General features: G+C 46.2%; 25 protein-coding genes and 1 pseudogene. 15 read left to right on the plus strand and 11 right to left on the minus strand.

All coding sequences use genetic code 11. The annotated features are described in order from the left end of the window. Positions 1–9 precede the first annotated feature (9 nt). Positions 10–2,379 carry a 3-hydroxyacyl-CoA dehydrogenase/enoyl-CoA hydratase family protein gene (locus tag AC2CGA_RS07585; protein ID WP_014305770.1) on the minus strand — a complete coding sequence of 790 codons (2,370 nt, stop codon included), beginning with the start codon at positions 2,377–2,379 and terminating at the stop codon, positions 10–12. 190 nt (positions 2,380–2,569) lie between these two features. Here AC2CGA_RS07585 and AC2CGA_RS07590 point away from each other — a divergent pair, with 190 nt between their 5' ends. Further along, complete coding sequence (locus AC2CGA_RS07590) at positions 2,570–2,710, plus strand: YuzL family protein (protein ID WP_003151836.1); 141 nt, start codon at positions 2,570–2,572, stop codon at positions 2,708–2,710. 29 nt (positions 2,711–2,739) lie between these two features. Here the strand turns inward: AC2CGA_RS07590 and AC2CGA_RS07595 are convergent, their stop codons facing one another. Next, entirely contained in the window at positions 2,740–3,648 is a 909-nt protein-coding gene (locus AC2CGA_RS07595) for a proline dehydrogenase family protein (RefSeq protein ID WP_003151834.1), read from the minus strand. Positions 3,649–3,737: 89 nt separating this feature from the next. On the opposite strand from AC2CGA_RS07595, the gene AC2CGA_RS07600 reads away from it, so the two are divergent. The 4 genes from AC2CGA_RS07600 to AC2CGA_RS07615 all read left to right on the plus strand — a co-directional run bounded on the left by AC2CGA_RS07600 (position 3,738) and on the right by AC2CGA_RS07615 (position 6,554). Beyond that, the gene (locus AC2CGA_RS07600) at positions 3,738–3,995 is read left to right on the plus strand and encodes a hypothetical protein (RefSeq protein ID WP_003151832.1); all 258 of its coding nucleotides are present in this window, start codon (positions 3,738–3,740) and stop codon (positions 3,993–3,995) included. An 11-nt stretch (positions 3,996–4,006) separates the two neighbouring features. Continuing rightward, entirely contained in the window at positions 4,007–4,339 is a 333-nt protein-coding gene (locus tag AC2CGA_RS07605; RefSeq protein WP_003151830.1) for a spore coat protein, read from the plus strand. Between the two features lie 138 nt (positions 4,340–4,477). Then, positions 4,478–4,939, plus strand: coding sequence for a MarR family winged helix-turn-helix transcriptional regulator (locus tag AC2CGA_RS07610; protein ID WP_003151828.1), 462 nt, complete (start codon positions 4,478–4,480; stop codon positions 4,937–4,939). Positions 4,940–4,958: 19 nt separating this feature from the next. Further along, positions 4,959–6,554 (plus strand): MDR family MFS transporter, encoded by a 1,596-nt coding sequence (locus AC2CGA_RS07615; RefSeq protein WP_003151827.1) that lies wholly within the window; start codon positions 4,959–4,961, stop codon positions 6,552–6,554. 108 nt (positions 6,555–6,662) lie between these two features. Here AC2CGA_RS07615 and AC2CGA_RS07620 read toward each other — a convergent pair whose 3' ends face one another. Beyond that, a complete protein-coding gene (locus AC2CGA_RS07620; RefSeq protein ID WP_025853876.1) occupies positions 6,663–7,550 on the minus strand; it encodes a LysR family transcriptional regulator in 888 nt (295 codons plus the stop codon). Positions 7,551–7,671: 121 nt separating this feature from the next. On the opposite strand from AC2CGA_RS07620, the gene AC2CGA_RS07625 reads away from it, so the two are divergent. Together AC2CGA_RS07625 and AC2CGA_RS07630 are read left to right on the plus strand one after the other, a co-directional pair. Beyond that, positions 7,672–8,418: an acetoacetate decarboxylase gene (locus AC2CGA_RS07625; RefSeq protein WP_057080199.1), complete on the plus strand. Its 747-nt coding sequence runs from the start codon at positions 7,672–7,674 to the stop codon at positions 8,416–8,418. A 13-nt stretch (positions 8,419–8,431) separates the two neighbouring features. Then, positions 8,432–9,472 carry a ketopantoate reductase family protein gene (locus AC2CGA_RS07630; RefSeq protein ID WP_117614682.1) on the plus strand — a complete coding sequence of 347 codons (1,041 nt, stop codon included), beginning with the start codon at positions 8,432–8,434 and terminating at the stop codon, positions 9,470–9,472. 173 nt (positions 9,473–9,645) lie between these two features. Here AC2CGA_RS07630 and AC2CGA_RS07635 read toward each other — a convergent pair. From AC2CGA_RS07635 to AC2CGA_RS07650, 4 genes and pseudogenes are all read right to left on the minus strand, one after another. Beyond that, positions 9,646–9,913, minus strand: a pseudogene (locus AC2CGA_RS07635) (YusU family protein). 2 nt (positions 9,914–9,915) lie between these two features. Then, on the minus strand, positions 9,916–10,740 hold the full coding sequence (locus AC2CGA_RS07640) for an ABC transporter ATP-binding protein (RefSeq protein ID WP_003151820.1): 825 nt from the start codon (positions 10,738–10,740) through the stop codon (positions 9,916–9,918). A 155-nt stretch (positions 10,741–10,895) separates the two neighbouring features. Further along, the gene (locus tag AC2CGA_RS07645; protein ID WP_015387740.1) at positions 10,896–11,333 is read right to left on the minus strand and encodes a YusW family protein; all 438 of its coding nucleotides are present in this window, start codon (positions 11,331–11,333) and stop codon (positions 10,896–10,898) included. A gap of 119 nt (positions 11,334–11,452) precedes the next feature. After that, positions 11,453–13,234, minus strand: a complete 1,782-nt coding sequence (locus AC2CGA_RS07650; protein WP_057080201.1) for a M3 family oligoendopeptidase — start codon at positions 13,232–13,234, stop codon at positions 11,453–11,455. A gap of 132 nt (positions 13,235–13,366) precedes the next feature. Here AC2CGA_RS07650 and AC2CGA_RS07655 point away from each other — a divergent pair, with 132 nt between their 5' ends. Next, a complete protein-coding gene (locus tag AC2CGA_RS07655) occupies positions 13,367–14,209 on the plus strand; it encodes an oxidoreductase (protein ID WP_046560041.1) in 843 nt (280 codons plus the stop codon). Positions 14,210–14,297: 88 nt separating this feature from the next. After that, positions 14,298–14,762: a Dps family protein gene (locus AC2CGA_RS07660; RefSeq protein ID WP_014305778.1), complete on the plus strand. Its 465-nt coding sequence runs from the start codon at positions 14,298–14,300 to the stop codon at positions 14,760–14,762. A 48-nt stretch (positions 14,763–14,810) separates the two neighbouring features. Here AC2CGA_RS07660 and AC2CGA_RS07665 read toward each other — a convergent pair whose 3' ends face one another. Then, complete coding sequence (locus AC2CGA_RS07665) at positions 14,811–16,172, minus strand: S1C family serine protease (RefSeq protein WP_003151814.1); 1,362 nt, start codon at positions 16,170–16,172, stop codon at positions 14,811–14,813. 276 nt (positions 16,173–16,448) lie between these two features. On the opposite strand from AC2CGA_RS07665, the gene cssR reads away from it, so the two are divergent. Together cssR and cssS are read left to right on the plus strand one after the other, a co-directional pair. Then, entirely contained in the window at positions 16,449–17,126 is a 678-nt protein-coding gene (gene cssR / locus AC2CGA_RS07670; RefSeq protein WP_053285174.1) for a two-component system response regulator CssR, read from the plus strand. Next, positions 17,123–18,478, plus strand: coding sequence for a two-component system sensor histidine kinase CssS (gene cssS / locus AC2CGA_RS07675; protein WP_484480155.1), 1,356 nt, complete (start codon positions 17,123–17,125; stop codon positions 18,476–18,478). Before cssR ends, cssS begins: the two co-directional genes overlap by 4 nt. Before the next feature lie 27 nt (positions 18,479–18,505). Here the strand turns inward: cssS and spxO are convergent, their stop codons facing one another. Beyond that, positions 18,506–18,670 carry an anti-adapter protein SpxO gene (gene spxO / locus AC2CGA_RS07680; RefSeq protein ID WP_003151811.1) on the minus strand — a complete coding sequence of 55 codons (165 nt, stop codon included), beginning with the start codon at positions 18,668–18,670 and terminating at the stop codon, positions 18,506–18,508. 178 nt (positions 18,671–18,848) lie between these two features. Here spxO and AC2CGA_RS07685 point away from each other — a divergent pair, with 178 nt between their 5' ends. Further along, a complete protein-coding gene (locus tag AC2CGA_RS07685; protein ID WP_484480156.1) occupies positions 18,849–19,724 on the plus strand; it encodes a TetR/AcrR family transcriptional regulator in 876 nt (291 codons plus the stop codon). A 36-nt stretch (positions 19,725–19,760) separates the two neighbouring features. Here AC2CGA_RS07685 and fumC read toward each other — a convergent pair whose 3' ends face one another. Together fumC and AC2CGA_RS07695 are read right to left on the minus strand one after the other, a co-directional pair. Then, on the minus strand, positions 19,761–21,149 hold the full coding sequence (fumC, locus tag AC2CGA_RS07690; RefSeq protein ID WP_003151808.1) for a class II fumarate hydratase: 1,389 nt from the start codon (positions 21,147–21,149) through the stop codon (positions 19,761–19,763). Positions 21,150–21,216: 67 nt separating this feature from the next. Further along, the gene (locus AC2CGA_RS07695) at positions 21,217–21,402 is read right to left on the minus strand and encodes a YvzF family protein (protein WP_003151806.1); all 186 of its coding nucleotides are present in this window, start codon (positions 21,400–21,402) and stop codon (positions 21,217–21,219) included. A 116-nt stretch (positions 21,403–21,518) separates the two neighbouring features. Here AC2CGA_RS07695 and gerAA point away from each other — a divergent pair, with 116 nt between their 5' ends. From gerAA to AC2CGA_RS07710, 3 genes are read left to right on the plus strand one after another with little or no spacing between them, the layout of a single operon-like run. Beyond that, complete coding sequence (gene gerAA / locus AC2CGA_RS07700) at positions 21,519–22,961, plus strand: spore germination receptor protein GerAA (RefSeq protein ID WP_003151804.1); 1,443 nt, start codon at positions 21,519–21,521, stop codon at positions 22,959–22,961. Further along, positions 22,936–24,036 carry a spore germination protein gene (locus AC2CGA_RS07705; protein ID WP_003151802.1) on the plus strand — a complete coding sequence of 367 codons (1,101 nt, stop codon included), beginning with the start codon at positions 22,936–22,938 and terminating at the stop codon, positions 24,034–24,036. The genes gerAA and AC2CGA_RS07705 overlap by 26 nt, the downstream gene beginning before the upstream one ends. Then, on the plus strand, positions 24,033–25,145 hold the full coding sequence (locus tag AC2CGA_RS07710) for a Ger(x)C family spore germination protein (RefSeq protein ID WP_003151800.1): 1,113 nt from the start codon (positions 24,033–24,035) through the stop codon (positions 25,143–25,145). The genes AC2CGA_RS07705 and AC2CGA_RS07710 overlap by 4 nt, the downstream gene beginning before the upstream one ends. Positions 25,146–25,151 lie beyond the last annotated feature (6 nt).

Below are 25,151 nucleotides of genomic sequence, written 5' to 3' on the forward strand. Positions count from 1 at the left end.
AACACCCTCCTAGTTCCGTAAAGGTTTGCCTTTGACGAGCATATGCTGCATTCTCGCTTGAGATTTCGCCTCGCCAGCGAGGCTTAAAAAGGCTTCTCTTTCAATCTCGAGTAAATATTCTTCTGAAACCTCCGTGCCGAACGGGACTCTTCCGCCGGCAATGACATGGGCCAGCTTCTTCGCAATCTTCATATCGTGATCGGATAAATAACCCGACCGTCTCATTTGGTCTGCTCCGAGCAGTAATGCCGCACAGCCGGTTTCTCCGGTGACTTTCACTTTTTTGCGGGCAGGCGGACGGTATCCGCTGTCATATAAGGAAGCAGCCAGCTGTTTCGCATCGTGCAGCAGGTGATCCTGATTCATGCTGATACGGTCTGCCGCGGACAAAATCTTCATGTCACGGGCTTCGTGTGCCGAACCGGACACCTTGGCAAGCGCGATTGTTTCGAAGGTTTTAATCGCTGCGTCCATGAGTTCACTTCCGCCGTCCAAATAATTCATGTACAGCTCTTTGTTTCCTCCGCCGCCCGGAATAAGGCCGACGCCGGTTTCAACGAGACCCATATACGATTCGCTCGCCGCCTGAACGCGTGCCGCCGGGAGACAGACTTCCGTGCCTCCGCCGAGTGTCATCCCGAATGGCGCCGCTACAACGGGTTTAGCGCTGTATTTGATGTTCAGCATCGTCTGCTGAAAACGGCGGATGACAAAATCGACTTCCATGAAGTTATCATCCTGGGCTTCCATTAAAATCATCGCAAGGTTTGCTCCCGCGCAGAAATGTCTGCCTTGGTTTCCGATGACAAGACCTTTATAATTCCGCTCCGTTTCCTCAAGCGCATTGTCAATCATCTGAATAATGTCTAAGCCGATCGCGTTGCTTTTCGTATGAAATTCCAGCAGCGCGACATCATCGCCGAGATCAATCAGACTTGCGCCGCTGTTTTTAGTGATAACGCCTTTTGTTTCTTTTAACGTCTGCAGGCTGATCCGTTTCGGATTTTCTTTCACAGCCCTGTATTGGCCGTCTGAATAATAAAATTGTGTTCCGTTTTCCTTCATATAAAATGTTTCATGACCCTGATTAAGCATTTCTTTCACCCAGCCGGGGAGTGCTGCGCCTTCTTCTTCGAGCCGATCCGCTGATTTTCTGACGCCGATGGCATCCCACATCTCAAACGGTCCGAGCTCCCATCCGAAGCCCCATTTCATGGCGTCATCAATCGCTTTTATATCATCAGCGATCTCACCTAAAAGCCGGGCTGAGTATAAGAGTGTTTGCGATGTGATATTCCAAAGCAGGCGTCCGGCGCGGTCATCGGAATATACAAGCGCTTTCATTTTGCCTTTGGCACCCTTTGCCTGTTTGGCGGCTTCTAAAGCGGGCGTCTTCATTTTCGAGCGCTCACCGTATGTCATGGTCAGCGGATCGAGTTCATATATTGTTTTACCTTCTTTTTTGTAAAAACCTTGGCCTGATTTGCTGCCCAGCCAATTGTTTTTCAGCATGTCATTCATAAATTCAGGAAGCTTAAACATGTCTTTTTCAGCGCCGTCGGCTTTATCATATACGTTTTTTGCCACATGAGCGAAAGTATCAAGCCCCACAACGTCAAGGGTTCTGAAGGTCGCGCTTTTTGGTCTGCCGATCAAAGGTCCGGTCACCGTGTCCACCTCGCCGATGCGGCAGCCGGAAGAAAGCATTTCTCTTACCGTGACCAGCAGGCCGTACGTACCGATGCGGTTGGCGATAAAGTTTGGCGTGTCTTTTGCGATGACGACACCTTTCCCAAGCGTGTTTTCTGCAAATGAAGTCATAAACTCCAGCACGTCAGGATCTGTTTCCTGAATCGGAATGATTTCCAGAAGCTTCAAGTAGCGGGCCGGATTAAAGAAATGGGTTCCTAAGAAATGAGCCTTAAAATCGGCAGATCGGCCTTCCGCCATTTTTGTGACGGAGATACCGGACGTATTGCTCGACACGATGCTTCCCGGTTTCCGGTATTCATCAACGAGTGAGAAAATCTGTTTTTTTACGTCAAGGTTTTCGACGACGACTTCAATAATCCAATCAGCATCCTTCAATTGAGCTGCGTCATCTTCCAAATTCCCCGCCGTTATATAGTCGAGATTGGCAGCCGAAGTCAGCGGCGCCGGTTTTTGCTTCAGCAGCTTTTGCATGGCCGATCGGCTCAGTCTGCTGCGGACCTCCGGGCTTTCTAATGTCAGCCCTTTTTTCATCTCATCCTTTGTCAGCTCGTTTGGCACAATATCAAGCAGCAGGACGGGAATTCCGATGTTAGCCAAGTGCGCGGCAATTCCGGACCCCATGACGCCTGATCCGAGAACGGCTGCTTTCTTTATAAACTTGTGCATGAGTCATCCCCCTTGAACTTTGAATGAATAGTCATTCATTTTTTCGGCAAAAAAAATGAAACCCTTTTCTTCTTTCATCTTAAAAGATTTTCAGGATGACTTCAATAGCAAATATGGAATTTTTTTAAATTTTTCGGCTTCCGCATGTTCCATGGCGCGGGCGGGAAACTTAAACCCGGAGGTGAAGGGAATGGTGCGAGGGAGAAAAGATCCGTCTTCTGCCGCAGTGAGCGCGGCCAGCATGAAAGGAAATGCGGGACCGAAGCAAAAATACGGCGGCGGCAAACGGACGAGCCAAAATCAGCAATATAAAAAAGACAACATGGAATAACATACTGCGGCTGCTTTTTGGAGCAGCCGTTATTTTTTGAAGATTCCTTTCAGCACAAACGCCGCATTTGCCGGGCGCTCGGCAATTCTTCTCATCAGGTACCCGTACCAATCGGTTCCGTACGGGACATACACCCTCATCCTGTATCCTTCTTCGGCAAGCTCCTTCTGGCGCTCCGTTCTGATGCCGTACAGCATTTGGAATTCAAACTGCTCCCGGGGAATCTGATGCTCGCTGATGAGTGTTTTCGTATAAGAAATGATGTCATCATCATGTGTCGCCACCGCCGTTTCATAGCCGCTCAAAAGCTGCAGCTTAATCAGCTGCTGGAAATGAAGATCGGTTGCTTTTTTATCAGGGAACGCAACGGCCGCCGATTCTTTATAAGCGCCTTTTACAAGCCTGAGCCTCGGCTTATATGGCATCAGACCGCTGATGTCTTCAGCTGCGCGGTACAAATAAGCCTGAATGACGGTGCCGAGCATCGGAAAATCCGGCTTGCACCGCTTATACAGCTCAAGCGTACGGCCGCATCTTGAATAGTCCTCCATATCAATCGTTACAGGCACGCCGCGTTCTTTTGCCTCCGTCAATATGTCTCTGATATGCTGTTCCGCGAGTTCCTCGGAAATATCCAGACCGATGGATGTTAATTTCAGCGACAGCTCACAATCCAGTTGATTCTCGGCAATCGCCCTGATTGCTTTTTTACATTCTTCCGCCGTCTTTTTCGCATCCTTCTCTGAACCCGCATATTCACCTAGATAATCAATCGAAGCCGACAGCCCTTTTTGGTTCAGCCGCTTTACCGTTTTCACAGCTTCCGTGAGCGTTTCCCCTGCAACGAACCTTCCCGCGCCGAAGCGGATTCCGTAAGCCTGGGCGAATTTTGTAAGCATTTTATTTTTCGACAAAAATAAACATATGCTCCGCAGCAAGGATGAACTCCCTCCTTTTTCTTTTATTCGTGTATGAATTTCCGATCGCAGAGAAAGCTAAAAAGAACAGAATTGAAGGAGGCGTTTATATGAACAACCAAGAGCAGCACGGAAACTTGCCGCCTGCCGTCATCTCAACGAAAGACCATTTGTATCTTGAGGACATGCTGAACTGGAATCTGCTTGCCATGAAAAAAGCGCATTTTATGGCGGAACACTGCCAGAATCAGACGTTAAAACAAGAGCTTGATCAGATCGGCCGGATGCATGAGAAGCATTATCAGCACATATTGGGCCGCTTGAACCCCGATCAAGGCGGACAGACAACAACAGGCTACATGCAATAGGAGGACAATACATGGAACAGCAAAATCAAAAAATCACGAATCCGCAAACGCCCGTGCCCAATACGGCGCAAATGAATGACAGAGACTTGGTCAATGAGCTGCTGACGACGGAAAAATACATCACGGCTTCATATTGCACAGCCCTGCACGAGTTCAGCCACGAGTCTCTTTATCAAGATATTCAGGCGATTTTCGATGAGTCACAAAAAGCGCAAAGAAGATTATACGATGTGATGTTTCAAAATGGCTGGTATTCCATTGAAGCCGCCGATACCCAAAAGCTTCAGCAATCGTATCAGAAGTTCCGGCAGACCATTCAGCAGCAGTCTCCCTACCAGCAGTAAAATGAAGAAGGATTTGATGTTTTCGCCAAGCATCAGTCCTTTTTTTATTTTTGCACAAAAAGATTGACTTATCATTAATCCTTATTTATATTTAACTAATGTTAATTATTTTCTCGAGGAACAAGATGAGGAGGAGTTATGAAAAACGCGGATCAATATGTGTCTGACATCCAGAAATCTCTTCAGACGCTGCTGCAAAACATACAGCCTGAAATGGTGGAAAGCATGGCAAAACACGAGGTGACGCCTGCCCAATTATTTGTTTTAGCCAGCCTGAAAAAACACGGGAGCTGCAAAGTTTCCGAAATTGCGGAACGCATGGAGGTAAAGCCGAGCGCAGTTACGCTGATGGCCGACCGCCTCGAACAAAAAGGACTTATCGTCCGCAAACATAACCAGCAGGACAGACGCGTCATCGACATCAGCCTGACCAAAAAAGGCGAAACAAAATTCGAAGATGTTGTGGAAGGACGGAAAGCGATACTGGCGCGAAACCTGTCCGTTCTGACTGACGATGAACTGATTCAGTCTGTGAACATCATCCGCAAAGTAGCGGAAGCCGCCGAGAAATACGCGGCTGATCAAAAAGAAAACGAATAGAAAGAGGAGCTGCCGAAACATGAGCATTGAAAAGAAAGATCCAAAACGCACATTATTAATAACAGGCTTAATCATCGCCATGTTTTTCTCAGCCCTTGACGGCACCATCGTAGGAACGGCGATTCCTAAAATCGTGGGTGACCTCGGGGGATTAAGCATGATGACCTGGCTGACCACGGCATATCTTTTAACTTCGACGACGATCGTTCCGATTGCGGGGAAACTTGCAGATTTATTGGGGCGCCGCGTCGTCTATGTGTCAGGTTTATTGATTTTTATGGGGGCTTCCGCACTGTGCGGAATGGCCAGCAACATGACGGAACTGATTATTTTCCGCGGACTTCAGGGAATCGGCGGCGGTGTCATGATGCCGATGGCCATGATCGTCATCGGGGATTTGTTCACAGGGAAACAGCGTGCCAAGTTCCAAGGGCTTTTCGGGGCGATTTACGGGCTTGCTTCCGTTATCGGCCCGCAAATCGGGGGCTGGATTGTTGACTCATTAAATTGGAAATGGGTTTTCTATATCAACTTGCCTGTCGGAATCTTAGCCGTGATCTTTATCGCAAGAGGACTTCAGGGCAGAAAACAGACTGGGCCGATTAACTTTGACATTGCCGGCATTTTCACAATGATCGTCGGAATCGTCAGCCTCCTTCTCGCGCTCAGCTTCGGAGGAAAGGATTACGCATGGGGCTCTTGGCAGATTCTCGGTCTCTTTGCGCTTGCGCTTGCCGGGATTGTCGGATTCATTTTCGCTGAAATCAAAGCAAAAGAACCGATTCTGCCGATGTACCTGTTTAAAAACAGAACGTTTACCGTACTGAATCTGATCGGCTTTTTCATGAGTATCGGCATGTTCGGCGCCGTTACGTTCGTTCCTTTCTTTATGCAGGGAATTATCGGAGTCAGCGCCACCGCGTCAGGCACGATTATGACGCCGATGATGGTATCTATGATTATCACAAGTATTATCGGAGGCCAGCTGGTTTATAAGATCGGTATTAAACCGCAAATCATGATCGGCATGCTGATCATGGCCGTCGGCTTCTTCTTATTAACGACCTTACAGCTGGATACAAGCAAGCTCGCGGCTACGTGCTATATGGCCGTGATCGGTCTGGGAATGGGGCTCGTCATGCCGCTTCTCACACTCGCTCTGCAAGAAACGTTTTCAAAAGAAGAGCTGGGCGTTGTGACTTCATCAAGCCAATTTTTCCGGATGATCGGGGGAACGTTCGGCATTACGGTGCTCGGCGCTGTCATGAATGCCAGATCAGGAAGCCTTTTAACCGACAGACTGGTGCCTTACTTAGACTCACTCCCGAAACAGGCAAGTGCCTTTGCCGCCCAGTTTAAAGGTATGATTGACAAAAATCCTGAAGGGCTGCTTCAATCCTTGTTCAGTCAGGAATCGATTAAGCAGATCCCGGCCGCATTTTCTTCCCATATCGTGCCGGTTTTGAAAACGTCACTGATGGATTCGCTTCACAGCGTGTTTTTCACAGGCCTGGCCTTTATCGCTGCCGGATTGATCCTCACGCTGTTTGTTAAATCAATTACGCTGACAAACAAAAAGACAGGCAAACAAGAAGAAAAGGCGAAAGCCGTTTAACAAAGAAAAATCCCGCGGATGCCGCGGGATTTTTTTATATCATCTGGGCCTCTCCGTTTCCGAATGACCAGTCTTCCGCCTCATTGGAAATCGGGGGGTGAAAATTATTTAATAAACCTTAAACATTTCATCGTTATCTTTATAGTACGACAAAATAAAGTCACGAAAATTTCTTACCGAAGAAGATAACAGCTTATGTTTCATCCAAGATAAGCCGACTGGATATGAAGCAGAGTGATCAGTCACTTTTATAAAATTCAGCCCCAATGTTCTGCAAACCGAAATAGGAAGCAACGCCACCCCCTGATCCAGCTTTATAATCTCGGCCAGTAAATGAGAATCCGCCTCAAATGCAATATTTGGGGTGAAACCGGCTTTTTCACAAAGCGAGGCTGTAAAACCGCTATACTCTTCATTATTAGCAAGGGTAATAAATGGTTCATCGGCGACAAGACGTAAAGAAATTTCGGTTTTACCCGTAAATCGGTGGTTTGAGGGCAAAGCCAGAACAATATCTTCATTTACCAGCATACAACTTTCTATCTCTTCATCTTGAATCGGATGACCTGTTATTCCTAAATCAATGTCCCCTTTTTTTAAACTTGTTAGGATCCCGCTTTTAACTCCGATGGCTTGGAGAATTTTTGATTGAGGGGAGCGGTTGATATATTCACTCATCAGTCCTGCAAGGAATCTCGGATTAGAAATAGATATTCTGATGGTGTCAGACATTTGATGTTCCTCCAATTGAATTTCCGTTTGTGCATTTTCAATCTCAGTAAAAATCCTGTTTACATGTTTTAAAAGAATTTTCCCTGATGAACTCAGCTTAATATTTCTGCCTTTTCTCTCAAACAAAGCTGTTCCCAGTTCATTCTCAAGTCTTTTTATAGTGAGACTTAAAGAAGGCTGGGCAATCTTTAATTGTTCTGCTGCTTTAGAAATATGCTCAGTATAGGCAACTGTCTGAAAGTATTTTAGCTGCAGCAATTCCATCTGTCTGCATCCCCCTTATTTATTTCAATAAATATATATATACCTTATTATGTATTAGATTAAATGTAAATGCGGATGTAAGATAATAGCATAGTTAAAGAAAAGGAAAGGGTGTCATGCAATGAAAATTGATGTGAAAGATATAGCAAAAAATTTAAATACACCGCTAACGGCTCCTGCTTATCCTATCCCAAATTATAAATTTGTTAACCGTGAATATTTAAATATTATTTACCGAACGGATGAAAAAGCTTTGCGTGCGGCAGTGCCGGAACCTCTTGAAATTACTGAACCTTTAGTGAAATTCGAAGTGATGCGGATGCCCGATGTTTCCGGACTTGGTGCCTATACAGAGGCGGGACAAGTCGTCCCTGTCAGCTTTAATGGTGAAGAAGGAGATTATGTACATTCTATGTATGTAGACAATTTCCCGGCTATTGCAAGCGGACGGGAACTTACTGCATATCCAAAGAAATTGGGCGCCCCTAAGCTGTATATAGACTCTGATACTCTCGTTGGCACATTAGATTATGGCAGTCTTCGTGTGGCAGCTGCGACTATGGGATATAAACATTTCGAAATGGACAAGGAAAAAGCGAAAAGGGAAATTTGCCGACCTAATTTTATGGTTAAGATTGCTACTGATTACAATGGTGATTTAAGGGTTTGCGATTTGGTGCGCACGCAAATAACGAATATAGAAGTTAAAGGTGCCTGGTCTGGACCGGCGCGGCTTCAATTATTTGAACATGCTCTGGCGCCTCTTGCAGATTTGCCTGTATTAGAAGTCGTTTCAGCATCTCATATTATTACGGATTTAACCTTAAATGCAGCACAGCCGGTTTATAACTACTTAGAGGAAAAATAAGGAGACGTTTACAATGAGAATTGCAATTTTAGGAGCAGGTTCTTTAGGAACCATAGTTGGCGCATATCTGTCTGCTGGCGGAATGGATGTCGAATTGATTGATTCATACAAAGAACATGTAGATACTTTAAATCAAATAGGTGCTAAAGTAGTTGGTACAACGGCATTTCAGGCAAAGGTGAAAGCCATTACCCCTGAAAACAAATCAGGCAAGTATGATTTCATATTGCTCCTGACGAAACAATTATATAATGACTCCATTCTTAAAGAGTTACTGCCTTTTTTAAAGGATGATAGTGTAGTATGTTCCTTGCAAAACGGTATACCTGAACAGAAAGTTGCTTCGATCGTTGGTGGTGAACGTGTTATTGCAGGTTCTGTTGAATTTGGTGCTACGTTTATTGAACCAGGCGTATCCAGACTTACAACTGAGTATACTCAATTTAAAGAGTACGCTTTTCAAATTGGAGAATTAAATGGTGAAACAACAGAAAGAATCCAGCGTATTAAATCGGTTTTAGACCTTATCGGCGGAACACATATTTCCGATAATTTAGTTGGAACGAAGTGGTCAAAATTACTTATCAATAATGCATTCAGTGGTTTATCGGCAGCATTAAACGGAGAATACGGTGATATTCTTGACCATGAAATCGGCATTGTCAGCGCAGTTCATATCGCAGATGAGACGATTAAGGTTGGACACGCCAATGGTGTCACATTTGCGAAAATGGGCGGCCTTGATTTAGAATCTTTGGAATTAAGAAGTGAAAATGAGATTCCTGAACGTATTCAAACATTTAGGGCAGCCATGGAACCATCCAGGCTTTTAAGAGCAAGTATGCTTCAGGATCTTGAGAAAAAACGAAAAACTGAAATTGATTATATTAATGGAGTTATTCCCAAAATGGCAGAAGGTACTGGAATTTCAACACCTTTTAATGATTTAGTTGTAGCACAAGTCAAATGTGCCGAGGAATCTCAAACAGTGCCCAATTTTGATACAAATATAAAAGCATTTAAAGAGTTATTACGTATCCGAAAGGAAATGTGACATATAGGAAAGAGTAAGGGATTGCTGCGGCGGTCCTTTTTTCTTGGTTCAGCAAGTAAACAAACGGGTGTGTTAGTTACATTAAAGTTCTTCGCTATGGATTGAACGGCGCCTTTATTGATTCCGTTTCAGCAAAAAAGCTTCCGGCACCTCTCTTTGATGCCGAAAGCTTTTTATTGTTTTTTTCTGTGAGCTTCATTGAGCTGTTTAATGTGCTGTATCGCAGCTTTGATGCCCTCTTTGGCGTCCGGGTAGGATTGATTCCAATGTTTGACGAGCGGCGGCATGCTTTTTGCGATATGTGTATACAAAATCCACTGCCTGACTTCTTCCTTTACATCCGGGTTTGTTTCGCCAAGCAATAGTTCAGTGTATTTCTCAAGCAGGCCGTCCAGCTGCTGCTGCAGTTTCTCTTCCATACCGTTTCCTTCCCTTTTTCATGATTATGACAATCGGGCGGTGAGGGCCGCTTCCTGCACGATACATCTGCCGCGTCCGTGCGGAATGCAAAGCGGCGTGCCGAACAGCGGATCTTGCGTTACCTGACAGTTCATTGCAAAGACCTGCTGTACAAGCTCGCAAGTGATGACTTCTTCGGGACGGCCCTCTGCGTAAATCTGTTTATCCTTAATGGCGACCAGATAATGGGCATAACGGCATGCCAGATTGAGGTCGTGCAGCACCATGACGATTGTGCGTTTTTCTTTTTCATTTAATTCAAACAGCAAATCAAGAATTTCAATTTGATGCGTCATGTCGAGATAAGTTGTCGGCTCGTCAAGCAGAATGATATCCGTATCCTGAGCGAGTGTCATCGCAATCCATGCACGCTGGCGCTGTCCGCCTGACAAGGAATCCACAGGACGGTCGGCCATTTCCTCAAGCTTCGTCGCTTTTAGCGCTTTTGTGACTGCGTCTTCGTCCTCTTTGGACCATTGCTTCAGCCAGCTTTGATAAGGGTATCTTCCCTGCTTCACAAGCTGATGCACCGTCAGGCCTTCGGGAGCTGACGGACTCTGCGGCAAAATAGCGAGCTCTCTTGCCACTTCCTTCGTCGGAAGCTTAGCGATGGCTTTTCCTTCTAAAAGCACAGAACCGCCTCTCGGTTTCATCAGCCGGGCCAATGAACGTAAAAGCGTCGATTTTCCGCAGCCGTTGCTTCCGATCAATACAGTGATTTCGCCTTTTGGAATCGCGACATCCAATTCGTCAATGATAACAGTCTCTCCGTACCCTAAGCTCAGCGTCTCTGTAGAAATTGCACTCATACCGCTAACCGCTCCTTTTTTGAGTTTCCCAACACTATGTATATAAACAAATTGCCTAAACATTCAACGTGAGATCATGATTATATTGTAACAGAAATTAATGACTCTGAATATCATTATCAATTAGTTTTGGGTAAAAAAGCAGCGGGTGGCGGTTATTTTTTTATTTCCGTCATTTCTCCATCGTTCTTTTTCAGTTTCAGATAAAAATGGTCATAGCGGCTGTCCAAATTAAAAGCCGAAAGCACCTGCCGGACGACCTCGCTTTCCTGCATCCGGCCGTTTACGGCAAGTTCTCCGAGGATCATCTTCATTTCGTCAAGCGCTTCCTCGCCCTCTCTGTGAACCCCTGAGAGCTTGTCCCGGATGTCCGCCTTTTCATGACCGCTTTTTCTTTCATACAAACCTTCATAGCGGTTATGCTCTCCGGCTCCGTAGCTGACGCGCAGGGAAAAGCTGCTGTAAGGAACCGGCTTCTCGGATGACACAGGTGTGCTGTCTTGTTCCGCTTCCCGTTTTTCTTCATTCAATCGGCAGCCGGCAATCAGCATCAGCGTAAGACATAAAACGCCCGCCGTTCTGATCCATTTCATGCGATTCACTCCCATTCCATTCCGATCGTTTTTAGGTATTTCCAAGGGAGGCGGCTGTCATTCACGGAACAAAAAAGAACCGGAGCGGTAACAGCTCCGGCCGGTTCATCTCCAGATTATCATTCAGTCAGCTCTAAAAATTCCTGCACATCCTGTACGGCAAGGCGGACCGCGTCTTCCCAAAACGACCGTTCCGTGAGATCCGCTCCAAGGTGCTTCATCGCCAAATCCTCAACGGTCATCGAAGCCGTGTCACACAAAAGCGCGATATATTTTTCTTCAAAATCCGCTTTTTCCCGAAGAGCTCTTGCATATATTCCAAGCGAAAATAAATAACCGAACGTGTACGGAAAATTGTAGAACGGCACTCCCGTAAGATGAAAATGCAGTTTTGATGCCCAGAAATGAGGGTGGTATTCCCCTAATGAATCGCAAAATGCTTCTTTCTGCGCCGCTTCCATCAGTTCATTCAGTTTCTCAGCCGGAACGACGCCCTGCTTCCGCTCTTCATAAAAACGCGTTTCAAATAAAAATCTCGCATGTATATTCATAAACATGGCTACGCTTCTTTGAATTTTATCTTCAAGCAAGAACAGCTTTTCATCCTTTGTCTCCGCTTGTTTCAAAGCGGCGTCGGCGACGATCATTTCCGCAAAGGTCGAGGCTGTTTCAGCCACATTCATGGCGTAGGCTCTGTTCAGCTGCCGCACTTGGAGCATGGCCTCCTGATGAAACGCGTGACCGAGCTCATGCGCCAGCGTCGATACGTTCGAAGCGCTTCCGGAAAACGTCATAAAAATCCGGGATTCTCCGCTGTCGGGAAAGCTGGTGCAGAAACCGCCGACCCGTTTGCCGCTGCGGTCTTCCGCTTCTATCCACCGATCGCGGAACGCTTTTTCCGTGAATGCGGACAGCTTTTTGCCAAACGTCGAAAATTGGCTGACGATCAGATTAGCCGCTTCATCATATGTGTATTCTTTCGAAGCCTCGCCGATCGGCGCGCCCACATCATACCAGTTCAGCCGCTCAAGCCCTAAAAGAGACGCCTTTCGATTCAGGTATTCGGCAAAAGGCTTTTTATGATCGGTAATGACCTGCCACATGACATCCAGCGTTTCTTTTTTCATCCGATTGATCGCAAGCGGCTCTTCCAAAGCGCTTTTCCAGCCCCGCGCTTTATAGATTTCCGTGCGGAAGCCGGCCAGATGGTTCAGCGTGCTGCTGAAAAGCTCCTCTTCTCCTTTCCAGGCTTCATTAAGCTCTTTGAACACTTGACGTCTGATGCGGCGATCCGGGTGCGCCATCATATTTTCCGCTTGGCCGACCGACAGCTCTTTATCCTCAAACGGAATCTTCATTCTGCCGACAGCCGCATTATACAGGTCGCCCCATGCGTGATAGCCGTCAACGGCCAGGCCTTCAATCAGCCTTTCTTCTGAAGCGCTGAGCTTCTCTCTGACCCGGTCTCTTCTCTCATTTAAAACATATGTGAGATCCTGAAGTTCCGGTTTTTGCAGGAGCTCCTCCCAGACCCGCTCGTCAATCCGGGCAAGTGTATCGTCAAGGGTGACCAGAGCGGATTTAAAATCACTGCTCAGCTGATTGATCCGCGCTCTCCATTCATTCGCTTTCTGATCATGAGTGTTCTGAGCCTGAAGACAGCCGACGAACGCTCCCGCCTGCCTGATCATGATCGCTGACCGTTCAAACCTATCAATCAGATTGATCAGCTCCCGGCTTTCATCCGCGTGCGTCGGAACTGTAAATGCTTCAACCGCATGTTGAAAAGCGCTTAGATGCTTTTTGAGCTCTTGTATGTATTGCTGAAACTCTTCCGACCGGCTCCCGCCCTCAAAAATGGAGTTTAAATCCCATGTTTCCTTCAATCCCTCTAATGCCATCTTTTCTTTACCCCTTTCTATCCGAAGCTGACTCCATTATAAAACAATTCTGACATATTTCCGAACGATTTCTCCTTCTTTCCGCGAGATGTTATACACTATGAGATAAGAACAAACGGGGAGGATTATAAGATGAACAGAAAAGTTGCCATTGTAACCGGTGCGACGAGCGGATTCGGGATGCTGACAGCGCTGAAGCTCGCCCGGTCTTATCACGTCATCGCAACAGCCAGACAGCCGGAGAAAGCTGTAATACTGAAAGAGGCCGCCGCTCAAGCGGGTGCATCCGAACATGTTACGGTCGTTTCTTTAGATGTGACAAATGAGCAGTCGGTGTCTGACTTCGGGAACACCATCAGCAGTTTCGGACTGATTGACCTGCTTGTCAATAACGCCGGCACTGCGTACGGGGGGTTTATTGAAGATGTGCTGATGGAACATTACAGACAGCAGTATGAAACAAATGTATTCGGTCTGATTCACGTCACAAAAACCGTGCTGCCTTATATGCGGAAACATGGCGGGGCGAAAATCTTCAATATCAGCAGTATCAGCGGACTGACCGGTTTCCCGGCTCTATCTCCGTATGTCTCTTCCAAGTTCGCGGTTGAAGGGTTTACAGAGTGTCTGCGCCTCGAGCTTCTGCCTTTAGGAATTGATGCCGCTTTAATAGAACCGGGCTCCTATAAAACGTCTATTTGGGAGACGTCTCTCTCCAGCCATATTACGGCGCCCGGCAAAGACTCGCCTTATTATCGCTTTTATCAGCCCCTTGAAGCTTACTTCAAAGCCAACGCATCCAAAAGCGGCGATCCTGATGACGTAGCGGAGCTGATTTATCAATTGGCACAAAGGAAACGGCTGAAGAAACTGCGGTATCCGATCGGCAGGGGCGTTAAGCTGACATTGGCTTTCCGCTCACTCTTTCCGTGGTCCGCTTGGGAATCGATTATAAAGAAAAAGCTGTTCACTTAAACTAAATTATAATAATTATAATTTAGTATTGATTTTTATTTGATATGTGATATAATTAAATTAACAGATCACAGGGAGGACGATGAATATGAATACACAAAACGCGAAAAAAACTGAAACTCTTGTTGAGAAATCAATGAACACACAATTATCAAACTGGTTTATCCTTTACTCTAAACTGCACCGCTTCCATTGGTATGTAAAAGGGCCTCACTTCTTTACGCTTCATGAAAAATTTGAAGAACTGTATAACGAAGCGGCGGAAACGGCGGACGCCATCGCAGAGCGTCTTCTGGCCATCGGCGGACAGCCTGCGGCGACTTTGCACACTTACCTTGAACAAGCTTCCATTACGGATGAAGGTCAGGAAAAAACGGCTTCTGAAATGGTGAAATCACTGGTTCAAGACTATAAACAAATCAGCCGCGAATCAAAATTTGTCATCGGCATCGCAGAGGAACAAAATGACCCGTCAACTGCCGACCTGTTTGTCGGATTAGTTGAAGAAGCGGACAAGCATGTGTGGATGCTGTCAGCCTACTTGGGAGAATGACGAAAAAAGCTGAACCTCAGTTGAAGGTTCAGCTTTTTTTTTTTGCGTTCAGCTTGCGCTTTCAGTTTGTTTCGTTAATGTGACGTTCAGCGTCTTTTTGCTTCCGCTTCTGAGCACTTGAACAGTCGTTTTATCGCCGATTTTCAGCTGGTTATATAAGATCTGTCTGATATCGGCGCTGCTGTCGACATCTTTGCCGTTCAGTTGTACAATGACGTCATTTGATTTGATGCCCGCTTTCGCAGCCGGTGAGCCGGATTGCACTTCTTTTACGTAAACACCCTTAGACAGCTGGTCGCCGAACAGTCCGAGCGTGTTTTCCTGATAGGTTTCCGGCACTTGCGCCATGTCAATCATCTGCACACCTAAAAACGGGCGCTCGACTTTTCCTTTTGCAAGCAGCTGGTCGACTATCGGTTCTACATCATTGCTCGGAATGGCAAAGCCGAGTGACTCCACGCCGTTTTCACTGACTTTCATGCTGTTGATCCCGATGACCTGGCCGCTTGAGTTGATTAACGGGCCGCCGCTGTTTCCGGGGTTAATCGCCGCATCCGTCTGAATCACGTTCATTTCCACCGTGCCTTGGGATGTATCGGCGTCCACCGTTCTGTTCAGCCCGCTGATGACACCTTGTGTGACGGTGCCGGAAAACTGCTGGCCGAGCGGGTTGCCGATGGCAATCACTTTATCGGCAATGCGGAGCTTGGAGGAATCCCCGAAGCTGGCCGCTTTTTTGACATTGGACGAGCTGATTTCCAATACAGCCAAGTCACTGATGGCATCCTTTCCGACAAGCTTTGCCGTTTCGGTTTTCCCATTGTAAAGAGTGACCGACAGTTTGTTCGCCCCTTCTACGACATGATTGTTTGTAATGATGTACGCTTTTTCGCCGTCTTTTTTGAAGATGACGCCTGACCCCGTGCCGCTTTCCGTTTCAGAGCTTGAACCGCCGTCAAGTCCGAACTGGCTGCTTTGCGAAGCTTGGTAGTTGGACACTCCGACAATCGCGGGCTCCAATTCTTCCACCATATCCGCTACGCTTGAGGTATTTTTCAAAGGCGTTGACGTAAAATTCGAAGACTGAACTTGTTTCGTATCAGAAACGGCTTCTGTCTTATGCTGCTCACCCGGCAGGTTCGGCACAATGCCAAGCACGAGGCCTCCGCCGATAATGCCGCCTAAAATCGGGCTCAGCCAAGCGGCTCTCCGTTTTTTTTCTTTTTTCACGGCAGCCGTTTTTTCAAATTCCGTACCGGCAGCCGTCTCGTTTTCCGGTTCTTTCGAGACGGTCCCTTCAAGCAGCTCGGGCTCCTGATGGCTGATCTGCTGCTGTTCATTTCTGTTTTGTTCCGTATGTGAAAGATCTGACTGATCGCGGCTTCTGCCGTCATCTCGATGATCATTCATATTCACGCACACTCCTTCAGCATGTTTTCATTCTATCGATTACATATTCATCGCATGTACAAGTTCTATTGTCCCAATAATAAGGAGAAAAGCAAAGCTCCAAAACAAAATGTGTTTGAACATGTTATCTTCCCCGCTTTTTTTCTTCCTTTCTTCCCTTATACACATCATAAACAAACATTGTGGGATAAAAATGAAAAGAATATGTGAAATTATGAAAATGCGGCTTGAGTGTGTTAAAACTAGTATAATGACGTTGAAAGGATGTGAAATGCCTTGTCATACACCATTTATCTAGTTGAAGATGAGGATAACCTGAATGAACTGCTCACAAAATATTTAGAGAATGAAGGCTGGAACATTACATCTTTCACAAAAGGCGAAGATGCCAGAAAGCAGATGTTGCCGTCTCCCCACTTGTGGATTCTCGACATCATGCTTCCGGATACGGACGGCTATACATTGATAAAAGAAATAAAAGAAAAAGATCCCGATGTGCCCGTCATTTTCATTTCCGCGCGGGATGCCGATATTGACAGAGTCCTCGGGTTAGAGCTTGGAAGCAATGATTATATCGCCAAGCCTTTTTTGCCGAGAGAGCTCATTATACGGGTTCAGAAGCTGCTGGAGCTCGTGTATAAAGAACAGCCCGCCGCAAAGAAAACCGGCATCACCGTTTCTTCCTACAATGTGATCGAAGATGCCCGAGAGGTTTATGATGAAACCGGCAGCCTGGTCAATTTGACGTCTAAGGAATTTGATCTGCTGCTTTTATTTCTTCACCATAAAGGACACCCCTTTTCCAGGGAAGATATTCTGCTGAAAATATGGGGCCATGATTATTTCGGCACTGACCGGGTGGTCGATGATCTTGTGCGGAGGCTGCGGAAAAAAATGCCGGAGTTAAAGGTTGAAACCATTTACGGATTCGGCTACAGGATGATGACGTCATGAAAAATAAGCCGCTTGCTTTTCAAATATGGGTGGTCATCTCAGGCATCCTCTTAGCCATTTCGATTCTGCTGCTCGTGCTGTTCTCAAATACGCTGCGTAATTTTTTCACGGATGAAACGTATACGACCATTGAAAATGAACAGCATGTACTGACGGAGTACCGGCTGCCCGGATCGATCGAGCGGGGATATTACAGCGAGGATGCGACCGCGCCGACGACTTTCCGATCCGTTCAGCACGTTCTTCTGCCGGAACGGGAGGAATCGGCCAGTGACAAAGACTTGAACTACTTTTCTTCTTCCTTTATCCATAAGGTGTACAAGCTCGCGGGCCGCCAGCACAGCGTCACGAAACGATACAGCGCGGACATCAGCGGTGAAAAAGTATTTTTCGTCATTAAAAAAGGCCTCACCATTAACGGCCAGGATGCGATGATGCTGTCTTACGCCCTTGATTCCTATCGTGATGATCTGGCATTCACCCTGTTCAAGCAGCTGCTCTTTATCATTGCCGGCGTGATTTTGTTAAGCTGGATTCCGGCGATTTGGCTTGCCAAATATCTCTCGCGCCCGCTCGTTTCCTTAGAGAAGCATGTCAAACGGATTTCAAAACAGGATTGGGATGATCCGGTCATCGTCGACAGAAAAGACGAAATCGGAAAATTAGGCCATACCATTGAAGACATGCGGAGCAAGCTGGTACAAAAGGATGAAACGGAAAGAACGCTCCTGCAAAATATCTCTCATGATTTAAAAACGCCTGTCATGGTGATAAGGGGCTATACTCAATCAATAAAGGACGGGATTTTTCCTAAGGGGGATCTGGAAACCACAATTGATGTCATTGAAGGCGAAGCAGAAAAACTTGAGAAGAAAATTAAGGATTTATTATATTTAACGAAGCTTGATTATTTAATGAAGCAGCGGGTGCACCATGAGACATTTGACATTGTGAAGGTCACGGAAGAAGTCATTGAACGGCTCAAATGGGCCCGGAAGGAATTATTGTGGAGCGTTGATACAGAAGATGCATTAAAGATGCCCGGTGATCCGGAACAATGGAGCAAACTTCTTGAAAACATTCTTGAAAATCAAATCCGCTATGCAGAAACGGCGATTCACATTCGGATCAGCCAAAATCAGCAGCAGATTGTCATGACGGTTGAAAATGACGGGCCTCCGATTGAGGATGAGATGCTATCCAGCTTGTACGAGCCTTTTAATAAAGGGAAGAAAGGCGAGTTCGGCATAGGACTCAGCATCGTAAAACGGATTTTAACCCTGCATAAAGCATCAATTTCAATTGAAAATGACCAATCGGGTGTAATCTACCGAATTATCATACCAAAGTAGACTGTAGTGTTTCATTGCAGTCTTTTTTTATGTGAAGGAATAGCCGTTAAAATCTCTGTAGTTTGCTTTCAGCGGTTTTTGGCATTGATGAACCCATTTCTTTTCACAAATTGTCTTTTTCGGATATTTCACCTTTTCGACTTTAATTCCTCTGTTTCGCAAGCGGCTGATCATTTCATCTAATTCTTTCATTTTCAGATTCACCCTTTCGCCAGAACTTTGACCATTCGGTCAGCTCACTTTATAATATAAATAAAACAAAACAAAAAAACAAGTTACAATCAGGTTAAATTTACGGAATATCAATATGACCATATAGTCATACATGAGAAGCACAAGCCAGCCTCCTGGCTCCGAAAGGGTGGAACCATTGAAGGAAAAAGAAAAGCTGATCATTGAAGCAGCAATCAAACTGTTTGCCCGAAAAGGGTACAAATCTACATCGGTTCAGGAAATCGCCGATGAATGCAAAATCTCAAAAGGCGCTTTTTATCTTTACTTTCCTTCCAAAGAAGCACTGCTCCTATCCATGCTGAATTACTACTATGATAAAACGTTTACCCGAATCACGACGATCCAAACGGAGGGTGACAGTCCGAGGGCCGCTTACCAAAAACAGCTTGCGGTGTTTTACGAATCGATTCTCGCCCATCAGGATTTTATTACCATGCAGATGAAAGACGGTTCACTTCCTTATACCGAAGAAGCGGCGCAGTGCGGAAAGAGAATCCGCCGGTCGATCCTGCAGTTTCATATCGACAGTCTTCTTGCTATTTACGGAGAAAAAGCTGAACCATACACAGCCGAGCTTTGTTTTTTAATAGAAGGAATCAGTCAGATGTATCTTGAATATCTCATTCTGACCGGCCGGTCCGTACAGCCTTCGCTTTTGGCAAATACCGTGATTCACAGAATTGATGACATCGTAAACGGAATGGCGGGCAGACATGATGAAGCATTTATTTCTCTTGATGAGGCAAGCTCACTGTTTGGGCCCCTTCATAACGGGCAGCCCGATCCTTTAAGCCAATCGATCTTGCAGACCCTCCGCACGCGCATCGGCACGATGGACAAGGCGGAAGCATCTGAATTCACCGAGAGCTTGGATATTCTGGAAGCGGAAATGAAGAAAAAGTCGCCGAAACCGGCAATCATCAAAGGAATGATTTTGAATTTGAAGGAATCCGACCTGCTGGCTGAAGATGCAGAACAGCTCAGATTTTTACTGAAACAGCAGTTTATTTAGAAGAACGGCCGCAATGACTGCAGCCGTTCTTTCTTTTTATGCTTTCGGGTGCACCATATCTTCCGGACGCACCATTTCATTAAATTGTTCTTCTGTCAGAAGGTTCAGCTGTAATGCCGCTTCTTTCAGCGTCAGGCCTTCTTTGTGAGCAAGCTTGGCGATTTTCGCGGCGTTTTCATAACCGATGTGCGGGTTAAGCGCCGTAACAAGCATTAATGAGTTAGAGAGATTTTCCTGAATCGTCTCTTGGTTCGGCTCAATACCGACAGCGCATTTGTCATGGAAGGAATTCATTCCGTCACTGAGCAGCTGCACGGTCTGCAGGAAGTTATAAATAATAACCGGTTTGAAGACATTCAGCTCGAAGTTTCCTTGGCTGGCCGCAAATCCGATTGTCGCGTCATTTCCCATCACTTGCGCGGCGATCATTGTCAGCGCCTCACTTTGCGTCGGGTTGACTTTGCCCGGCATGATAGAGCTTCCCGGCTCATTTTCAGGAATGACGATTTCGCCGATTCCGCAGCGCGGGCCGCTGGCCAGCCATCTGACATCGTTGGCAATCTTCATCAGGTCGGCAGCCAATGCTTTTAACGCGCCGTGAACGTGAGTGATTTCATCATGGCTTGTGAGCGCGTGGAATTTGTTAGGCGAACTTTTGAATGTCTGCCCCGTTACTTTTGTGATTTCTTCCGCGACGTATTCACCGAACTGCGGATGGGCGTTGATTCCCGTGCCGACTGCCGTGCCTCCGATGGCAAGCGCGCGGATTTTTTCCGTTGACTCAAGAATCATTTCTTTCGAACGGTCAAGCATGTATACCCAGCCGCTGATTTCCTGTCCGAGCGTCAGCGGAGTGGCGTCCTGCAAATGCGTGCGTCCGATTTTCACAATATCCTGATAAGCTTTCGCTTTTTCATCAAGCGTCGCGCGCAGCTGATCAAGCGCCGGAACGAGCTGCTCATATACGGCAAGAACCGCCGCAACGTGCATCGCCGTCGGGAATGTATCGTTTGAGCTTTGGCTGCGGTTGACGTCGTCATTCGGATGAATCTTCAGCTCGGAATTTTTTTCTTTCAATAAAGCAGTTGCGCGGTTGGCCACCACTTCATTCATGTTCATGTTGCTTTGCGTGCCGCTTCCCGTCTGCCAGACAACGAGCGGAAAGTTATCGTCGTATTTGCCGTTTAAAACATCGTCACATACAGCGGCAATCGCTTGTGCTTTTTCAGACTCTAAGTTGCCGAGGCGTTCGTTGGCGATCGCTGTGCTTCTTTTCAATATTGCAAACGCCTTCACAACACGCTGAGGCATTTTTTCTGAACCGATTTTGAAGTTCTCCTTGCTGCGCTGTGTCTGAGCGCCCCAAAATTTATCTGCCGGAACTTTAACTTCTCCCATGGTGTCTTTTTCAATTCTGTAGTCCATTTATGTATCCCTCCATAACAGTTGCTTCACCCTGAGTATTATTCGCCAGTAACAGATGAAACCCTTTTTATTTTTCGGCCTTGGCCGTTTTTAATTTCAGCTCAAGATAGACGCGCGAATCCTTAGAGTATTTATACTTCGGATTTGTTTTACGGTATTCTTTCGACGTGTAAGCCACTTCGTAATGCGCTTCAAATGATTTGATGAGCTGTTCAATTTCTTCGGCATTTCCTGCCAGTCTGACTTGTGCCACATCTCTCCTCCGCTTTCATAAAAAAACTTGTACCATTAAATACTTTATCATAGTATATCATTTTTTTAACAGGAAAAGATAACCTCAATTAAGGATTGGAAGGCGGGTGACTGTCGATGGCGCAATCGGAATTCAAGGAATACATACACGTTAACCTGGCACTGGTGCTTCCCCACGTAGAGCAGAATGATGACCTGGTTCAAAATAAAAAGATGCTTCCGAACGGGCTTGTTTTTTATTATATGTATCTGAGTGAAATGAACGACGAAGACAAAATAAAAGAGGCGATTGAAACGCTGCTTCAGGAGGAAGACACTCTGACGCTGGATACGGTGGCGAAACGTCTTGATAAGATCAACGCCCGTCCCGTCTTTACGTCGAAGGAAGCCGTCATCTCCATTCTGCGGGGAAAATGCGCCGTGTTTATTAACGGACTTGACAGCGTATACATTTTGTCCACGGGAAAAAGAGAAAAAAGAAGCGTAAATGAACCCACATCCGAAAAGGTCGTAAGAGGTCCGAAAATCGCCTTCATAGAAGATTCTGATACAAACATCGCCATGATCAGGCAGCGCACGAACCATCCGAAGCTGAAAACGAAAAAGGTTCCGATCGGAGAAAACAAGTTAAAATACGCCACGGTCATGTACATAGATGATAAGGCGGACCCGTCTGTCGTCAGCGATGTTGTAAAGCGCCTCAGCAAAGTGAAGATGGATGACATCCAGGATTCCGGAACGCTTGAGGAGCTTATTGAGGATAATAAGTATTCGCCCTTTCCGCAAATACAAAATACGGAACGGCCTGATAAAGTGTCTTCCGCCTTGTTCAACGGCCGCGTCGCCATCCTTGTCGACAACTCGCCGTTTGCGCTGGTGGTTCCGGCTTCTTTAGGAATTTTAATGCAGTCTCCCGATGATTATTATGAACGGTGGATTTCCGCCTCGCTCATCCGGGCGCTCAGGTTTACGTCTATTTTTATCACGCTGTTTTTTTCGTCCATTTATATCGCCCTCGTTTCGTTTCACCAAGGGTTGCTGCCGACGTCGCTTGCAGTCACCATCGCGGCGAACAGAGAAAACGTCCCCTTCCCGCCTATCATTGAAGCGATGGTAATGGAAATTACGATCGAGCTGCTGAGGGAAGCGGGCTTGAGGCTTCCCAGCCCGCTCGGCCAGACGATCGGATTGGTGGGCGGAGTCGTCATCGGCCAGGCGGCCGTTGAAGCGAATATTGTCAGCTCCATCATGGTCATCGTGGTCAGCATTGTCGCGCTCGCTTCATTTACGGTGCCGCAGTACGGGATGGGTCTGTCGTTCCGTGTGCTCCGTTTTATTTCGATGTTTACCGCGGCAGCTTTCGGGCTGTACGGCATGATTTTATTTATGCTGGCGATCTACACTCATTTATCGAGACAGCGAAGCTTCGGTTCTCCGTATTTCTCGCCGAATGGATTTTTCAGCTTAAAAAACGCAAACGACTCTATTCTCCGTCTCCCTATTAAAAATCAACCAAAAGAGGCGAAAAACGTAAATGAGCCAGAAAACAACTCACAATAAGCTTACAAGCTATCAAGGGACAGCATTGATTGCAAACACGATGCTCGGCGCGGGGCTCCTCACCATGCCGCGGGCGCTGTCATCCAGGGCAAATTCGCCGGACGGCTGGATCGCGTTATGTCTGGAAGGCGTCATCTTTATCTTTTTGATTTATCTCAATACGCTCATTATGAAAAAGCATCAGTACGGATCATTATTTGATTATATGAATGAAGGACTCGGCAAATGGGCGGGAAATATTGTCAATCTGATGATCTGTCTCTATTTTATAGGAGTCGCCAGCTTCGAAGCCCGGGCGATGGCGGAAATGGTCAAGTTCTTTTTATTGGAAAGAACGCCCGTGCCGGTCACACTGTTTATCTTTATCGCCTGTTCCGTTTATTTAATTATCGGCGGCATGAGCGATATCGGCAGGCTCTTTCCTTTCTATTTAACGATTACGATCATTATTTTGCTGGTGGTGTTTTCTTTCAGCTTTAAAATATTTGATCTGGACAACCTGCGGCCGGTGCTCGGGCAGGGATTTTCTCCCGTTATGGCTTCCTTGACCGTCGTTTCTGTTTCCTTCTTGGGAATTGAGATTATGCTGTTTCTCCCCGAGTACCTCAAAAATAAAAAACACACATTCCGCATGTCGGCCATAGGCTTTGGCATCCCGATTATTTTATACATCATTACCTACGTTCTCGTCGTCGGCGCCTTAACCACCCAGGATGTCAAAACAATGATCTGGCCAACGATCGCGCTCTTTCAATCATTTGAAATCAAAGGGCTTTTTATTGAAAGGTTCGAGTCCTTTTTGCTTGTTGTCTGGATCATCCAGTTTTTCGCCACCTATGTATCATACGGATATTTCGCGACATCAGCTCTTCATAAGATTTTCGGGCTGAAACAGAAAAAAGGCATCATCTTCGTAGGCATCGCGACATTCTTCGGATCATTGTTGCCAAAAGACGGAAACAAGCTGATGCTGTTCAGTGATATTCTCGGCTATATCTTCTTGGTTTTCTTTTTGCTGCCTTTACTGATGTTTGCAGTCGTCGCTGTGAAAAGGAAGGTGAAAAAAGCGCAATGAAGAAATACATCGTAATCATATTTTGCACATTGCTTTTGGCCGGGTGCTGGGACAGCCGCAATTTAGAAGATTTGAGCCTCGTTATCGGAGTCGGGCTCGATAAACCCGCGGAAGAAAATGTGGAAGTGACACAGCAGATTCTGGTTCCGCAAAAAGCAAGTGCCCAGCAGTCGTCGTCAGGCGACACGACAAAGGTGACTTCCACTCCGGGGGAAACCGTCCATCAAGCATTAAGAACGGCATCGTTAAAAAATCACCCGGCCTTCTCCCAGCACTTGCGTATCATGCTGTTTTCCGAAGCGCTGTTAAAGGATGACATTCCGCTTGACGCATTGATGAACCAATTTATCAGAGACAACGGTACGAGAAGAAGCTGCAATGTGATGACGGTGCCGGATAAAACGAAAGATATTTTCAATATCAGTGACCAGGGAGAACCTGCGTCAAATACGATCTATGACTTAACGGAGAATAATTCGGTCACCATCCGGATGATGGAGCCCGTGACATTGGGGGAAATATCAGAGAAAATCGCCAAGGGCGAAACCTTTGCCCTTCCTCAAGTGCGCAAAGTGGGCAGCAGACTGGAAATCTGGGGCGCTACCATTATTAAAAATAAATTCTGGTATGCAAATTTAACGCCTTTACAAGTCCAGAATATGAACCTGTTCACAGGCACGGTAAAGGGAGGCGTCACGTTTGCAAAGCATGACAATTATTATTTATCTTTCGAGGTATTTTCCAGCAAATATAATGTAAAAACACAATATAAAAACGGAAAATTCAAGTTTATCGTCACCCGGTTTGTTGAAGGCCGTCTGTCTGAGGATTGGAATCCGAAAGAAGATTCTTTCAAGGAGTCCTATATAAATGAAATCAAAAACGCGGTAAAACGCAGCATTCATTCAGATGTTATGGCATTCATTGATTACATGCAGCATGAGTTGAAAGTGGATATTACCGGGTTAGGCGATCAAGTCCGGATTCATTATCCTGATAAATGGAAAAAGATATCCTCTGACTGGGATCATCACTTCAGTGAATCGGATATTGAATACAAAGTCAAAGTCGCCATCAGGGATTTCGGAACAAAGGGAATGTCCCAATGACCCCGT

Source organism: Bacillus sp. SYZHCR11 (genome assembly GCF_057196865.1).

What these genes read in the sequence shown, in the direction of transcription:
- fumC (WP_003151808.1), bottom strand. Translation starts at nt 21,149, where the DNA reads ATGGACTACAGAATTGAAAAAGACACCATGGGAGAAGTTAAAGTTCCG.
- AC2CGA_RS07710 (WP_003151800.1), top strand. Translation starts at nt 24,033, where the DNA reads ATGAAGAAATACATCGTAATCATATTTTGCACATTGCTTTTGGCCGGG.
- AC2CGA_RS07610 (WP_003151828.1), top strand. Translation starts at nt 4,478, where the DNA reads ATGAAAAACGCGGATCAATATGTGTCTGACATCCAGAAATCTCTTCAG.
- AC2CGA_RS07655 (WP_046560041.1), top strand. Translation starts at nt 13,367, where the DNA reads ATGAACAGAAAAGTTGCCATTGTAACCGGTGCGACGAGCGGATTCGGG.
- AC2CGA_RS07605 (WP_003151830.1), top strand. Translation starts at nt 4,007, where the DNA reads ATGGAACAGCAAAATCAAAAAATCACGAATCCGCAAACGCCCGTGCCC.
- AC2CGA_RS07615 (WP_003151827.1), top strand. Translation starts at nt 4,959, where the DNA reads ATGAGCATTGAAAAGAAAGATCCAAAACGCACATTATTAATAACAGGC.
- AC2CGA_RS07665 (WP_003151814.1), bottom strand. Translation starts at nt 16,172, where the DNA reads ATGAATGATCATCGAGATGACGGCAGAAGCCGCGATCAGTCAGATCTT.
- AC2CGA_RS07585 (WP_014305770.1), bottom strand. Translation starts at nt 2,379, where the DNA reads ATGCACAAGTTTATAAAGAAAGCAGCCGTTCTCGGATCAGGCGTCATG.
- spxO (WP_003151811.1), bottom strand. Translation starts at nt 18,670, where the DNA reads ATGAAAGAATTAGATGAAATGATCAGCCGCTTGCGAAACAGAGGAATT.
- gerAA (WP_003151804.1), top strand. Translation starts at nt 21,519, where the DNA reads ATGGCGCAATCGGAATTCAAGGAATACATACACGTTAACCTGGCACTG.
- AC2CGA_RS07650 (WP_057080201.1), bottom strand. Translation starts at nt 13,234, where the DNA reads ATGGCATTAGAGGGATTGAAGGAAACATGGGATTTAAACTCCATTTTT.
- cssS (WP_484480155.1), top strand. Translation starts at nt 17,123, where the DNA reads ATGAAAAATAAGCCGCTTGCTTTTCAAATATGGGTGGTCATCTCAGGC.
- AC2CGA_RS07620 (WP_025853876.1), bottom strand. Translation starts at nt 7,550, where the DNA reads ATGGAATTGCTGCAGCTAAAATACTTTCAGACAGTTGCCTATACTGAG.
- AC2CGA_RS07590 (WP_003151836.1), top strand. Translation starts at nt 2,570, where the DNA reads ATGGTGCGAGGGAGAAAAGATCCGTCTTCTGCCGCAGTGAGCGCGGCC.
- AC2CGA_RS07645 (WP_015387740.1), bottom strand. Translation starts at nt 11,333, where the DNA reads ATGAAATGGATCAGAACGGCGGGCGTTTTATGTCTTACGCTGATGCTG.
- AC2CGA_RS07630 (WP_117614682.1), top strand. Translation starts at nt 8,432, where the DNA reads ATGAGAATTGCAATTTTAGGAGCAGGTTCTTTAGGAACCATAGTTGGC.
- AC2CGA_RS07640 (WP_003151820.1), bottom strand. Translation starts at nt 10,740, where the DNA reads ATGAGTGCAATTTCTACAGAGACGCTGAGCTTAGGGTACGGAGAGACT.
- AC2CGA_RS07625 (WP_057080199.1), top strand. Translation starts at nt 7,672, where the DNA reads ATGAAAATTGATGTGAAAGATATAGCAAAAAATTTAAATACACCGCTA.
- AC2CGA_RS07660 (WP_014305778.1), top strand. Translation starts at nt 14,298, where the DNA reads ATGAATACACAAAACGCGAAAAAAACTGAAACTCTTGTTGAGAAATCA.
- AC2CGA_RS07705 (WP_003151802.1), top strand. Translation starts at nt 22,936, where the DNA reads ATGAGCCAGAAAACAACTCACAATAAGCTTACAAGCTATCAAGGGACA.
- AC2CGA_RS07600 (WP_003151832.1), top strand. Translation starts at nt 3,738, where the DNA reads ATGAACAACCAAGAGCAGCACGGAAACTTGCCGCCTGCCGTCATCTCA.